The sequence below is a fragment of the Pseudomonas sp. P5_A2_2 genome, from assembly GCF_054177685.1.
In genome coordinates this window covers 1-3,706 of record NZ_JBGCUL010000439.1, presented here as the reverse complement: position 1 = coordinate 3,706, position 3,706 = coordinate 1, and the positions used below count along the sequence as shown (strand labels likewise).

4 protein-coding genes are annotated in these 3,706 nt (G+C 59.3%); all 4 read right to left on the bottom strand.

Annotated features, from left to right (window positions below; all coding sequences use genetic code 11):
- The coding region (locus tag ACXRVY_RS19995; protein ID WP_223456119.1) for a hypothetical protein at window positions 1-185 on the bottom strand (185 nt) is incomplete at its 3' end.
- Between the two features lie 403 nt (window positions 186-588).
- On the bottom strand, window positions 589-1,809 hold the full coding sequence (fabB, locus tag ACXRVY_RS19990) for a beta-ketoacyl-ACP synthase I (protein ID WP_223459703.1): 1,221 nt from the start codon (window positions 1,807-1,809) through the stop codon (window positions 589-591).
- A gap of 11 nt (window positions 1,810-1,820) precedes the next feature.
- Window positions 1,821-2,336, bottom strand: a complete 516-nt coding sequence (gene fabA / locus ACXRVY_RS19985; RefSeq protein ID WP_003227150.1) for a 3-hydroxyacyl-[acyl-carrier-protein] dehydratase FabA — start codon at window positions 2,334-2,336, stop codon at window positions 1,821-1,823.
- Window positions 2,337-2,583: 247 nt separating this feature from the next.
- A partial coding sequence (locus ACXRVY_RS19980) for an ATP-binding protein (protein WP_458238060.1) occupies window positions 2,584-3,706 on the bottom strand: 1,123 nt, incomplete at its 5' end.

The following is a 3,706-nucleotide window of genomic DNA, read 5'->3' as shown; positions in this document are numbered from 1 at the left end:
GCGGAGCGCAATTCGCGTTGCTGCTCCAGGGTTTCCAGTTCGGCCTTGTAGTTTTGCGCATCGGTCTCGGAATGGAACATCCCGACCAGCAGGTCTTGTTGATGCACATCCCAGATCCGGATACCAGCGGCTACACCCTCGTGGGATTTATGTGAATCGTCGCGTTCAGTTACTTTTACGGTCATCTGCTAGCTCCAATCTCTGTTATCTGCAGCAAGGCATGTGCAGGACTTTGTTATAGGGTTTGGTAGCTTGCTAAGTAAACGACTGAGTTTGGTAATGGTTTTTTGCAAAAACGGAAACAGTCCTGCAGCCCGCGGAATCCGCGACATTCAGTCGCAGGGTGTCAAGTTTCATGACAAACGTTTCATGTTGAGAGCACCGCAAATCCAGTGTCGAGCATAAAACCTGTGGGAGCGAGCTTGCTCGCGATGAGGGCGTGTCAGCCAGCATCGATACTGACTGATAAGCCGCCATCGCGAGCAAGCTCGCTCCCTCAGGTTTTGCATCTGCCTTTAGGTTTCTCAAGGCAAAAAAAACGCCCCGAACCAGTCGGGGCGTTTTCATGTGCGGCTCGGCAGCGGGAAATTACTTGCCTACCCAGCGCTTCAGTACCAGGGTGGCGTTGGTGCCACCGAAACCGAAGCTGTTGCTCATCACGGTGTTGATGGTGGCGTTTTCGCGGGTCTTGGTCAGCACCGGCAGGTCGGCCACTTCAGGGTCCAGCTCGTCGATGTTGGCGGAACCGGCAATGAAGTTGCCTTCCATCATCAGCAGGCAGTAGATCGCTTCGTGAACGCCGGCGGCGCCCAGGGAGTGACCCGACAGGCTCTTGGTGGAGCTGATGGCCGGAGCCTTGTCGCCGAACACTTCACGCACGCCTTTCATTTCCGCGACGTCGCCGACCGGGGTCGAGGTGCCGTGGGTGTTCAGGTAGTCGATCGGGGTATCGACGGTGGACAGCGCCTGCTGCATGCAGCGGATCGCGCCTTCGCCGCTCGGGGCAACCATGTCGTAGCCGTCGGAGGTCGCGCCGTAGCCGACGATTTCCGCGTAGATCTTCGCGCCGCGGGCCAGAGCGTGTTCCAGCTCTTCAACCACGACCATGCCGCCACCGCCGGCAATGACGAAACCGTCACGCTTGGCGTCGTAGGCACGGGAAGCTTTTTCCGGAGTTTCGTTGTACTGGGTGGACAGGGCGCCCATGGCGTCGAACAGGAACGATTGGCTCCAGTGTTCTTCTTCACCGCCGCCGGCGAAAACGATGTCCTGCTTGCCCAGCTGGATCTGTTCCATGGCGTTACCGATGCAGTGAGCACTGGTGGCGCAAGCGGAGGAGATCGAGTAGTTCACACCCTTGATCTTGAACGGCGTGGCCAGGCAGGCGGAAACGGTGCTGCCCATGGTCCGCGTGACGCGGTACGGGCCGACGCGCTTGACGCCTTTCTCGCGCAGGATGTCCAGTGCTTCCATCTGGTTCAGGGTCGACGCGCCACCGGAGCCGGCGATCAGGCCGGTACGCACGTTGGAAACCTGCTCTTCGGTCAGGCCGGAGTCGGTAATGGCGTCTTTCATGGCCAGGTAGGCATAAGCTGCCGCGTGGCCGACGAAGCGATAGATCTTGCGATCGATCAGTTCTTCAAGGTTGAGGTCAATGGAGCCGGAAACCTGGCTACGCAGACCCATTTCGGCATATTCCGGGTTGAACCGGATGCCAGGGCGGCTTGCACGCAGGTTAGCGGAGACGGTCTCTTTGTCATTGCCCAGGCAAGAAACGATGCCCAGACCAGTGATAACGACGCGGCGCATGCGAATAACCCTTAGAAGTTGTCAGTGGAGGTGAACACGCCGACCCGGAGGCCTTCGGCGGTGTAGATTTCGCGACCGTCGACAGTGACCGAACCGTCGGCGATGGCCAGGTTCAGTTTACCCTTGAGGACGCGCTTGATATGAATGTTATAGGTGACTTTTTTGGCGGTCGGCAGAACCTGGCCGAAGAATTTCACTTCGCCCGAACCCAGCGCACGGCCACGGCCAGGCAAGCCTTGCCAGCCCAGGAAGAAACCGACCAGTTGCCACATGGCGTCGAGGCCCAGGCAGCCCGGCATCACCGGATCGCCTTCGAAGTGACAGGCGAAGAACCACAGGTCCGGATTGATATCCAGCTCGGCGACCAATTCACCTTTGCCGTACTTGCCACCTTCTTCGCTGATCAGGGTGATGCGATCAACCATCAGCATGTTCGGGGCGGGCAGTTGCGCGTTACCTGGGCCGAACAGCTCACCGCGACTGCAGCGCAGCAGGTCTTCCCGGGTAAAGGCGTTTTGTTTGGTCATGCGAGCTCCTCAATAGTCCCATGCGGCAGGTGGGGCAAATCTTCCCGGCCGATCGAAGCGTTCATGCCTCGAACCGGCAGCCTACTCATAGACTATTGCGTTGTGGTGAAAGTCACAGCACCAAGGACATGAAAGTACACTTGTGCACTGAAATTATTATTCAAGCCCCTTTTCGGGCCTGTTCGGGGGCTTAAKACTGCCGCACTTTCGCCTTTCACGCCAGTCGCAGATGCTCGAAAGGCCTGTACTACTGCACCCATCGCTGCAGAATTTGCTGCAGATCAGTGCGTTTGAACGGCTTGGCCAGGTAATCGTTCATACCCGCCGACAGGCAGGCTTCGCGGTCGCCCTGCAGGGCGTTGGCAGTCAGCGCGATGATCGGCAGTTCGGTGCAACCGGGTAATTGGCGGATCTGTCGGGTGGCTTCATAGCCATCGATGACCGGCAAGCGGCAATCCATCAGGATCGCTTCGAAAATCAGGCTCTCGGCACTGCGAACCGCCTGCGCGCCGTCGACCGCGAGACTGACCTTGAAGCCCAGGCTGCGTAACATGGCTTCGATGACTGTCTGGTTGACCGGGTTGTCTTCGACCAACAGCACATTGCGCCCTTCGCCGCCGCTGTCGCCGTTTTGCGCGCGGGTGGGCAACAGCGTCTGCGCCTGCTGGTGCAGTGCCAGGGGAATTTCCAGGGTGAACACCGAACCGCGGCCTTCCTCACTCTGCGCGCGCAAGGTGCCGCCCATGCGTTCGGCGAGCGTACGGGCAATCGGCAAGCCCAGCCCGGTGCCGCCGTAGCGCCTTGAAATGGAGCTGTCGGCCTGCTGGAAAGCGTTGAACATCAATTCCAGGCTTTGCGCCGGGATGCCGATGCCGCTGTCGCGCACGGTGCAGGTGAACCACAGCAACTCGTGGTCCAGCGACTGCCACTGCGCCTCGATGGTGATGCGGCCCTGCTCGGTGAACTTCAGCGCATTGCCGATCAGGTTGACCAGTATCTGCCGGATACGCGTCGGGTCGCCCTTGGCCTGCAAGCCGCGCATGTCATCGGGGACCATCAGTTGCAGGTCGAGGCCGCGTTGCGCGGCGCTGTGCTGGAACGACTGGGCGCAACTGCCGATCAGTTCGACGAGATTGAACGCAATGTGCTCCAGTTCCAGCTCTGAACGTTCGATCCGCGAGAAATCCAGAATGTCGTTGATGACCTTGAGCAAGTGCTCGGTAGACTCCGAGGCCAGCGCCGCGTATTCCACCTGCTCCTCGGTCATGTCGGTGGTTTCCAGTAACTGCAGCATGCCCAGTACGCCATTCATCGGTGTGCGCAGTTCATGGCTCATCATGGCGAGGAAGTCGGATTTGGCGTTGTTGGCC

Coding starts and splice junctions, on each gene's coding strand:
- fabB (WP_223459703.1), bottom strand. CDS start 1,809: ATGCGCCGCGTCGTTATCACTGGTCTGGGCATCGTTTCTTGCCTGGGC.
- fabA (WP_003227150.1), bottom strand. CDS start 2,336: ATGACCAAACAAAACGCCTTTACCCGGGAAGACCTGCTGCGCTGCAGT.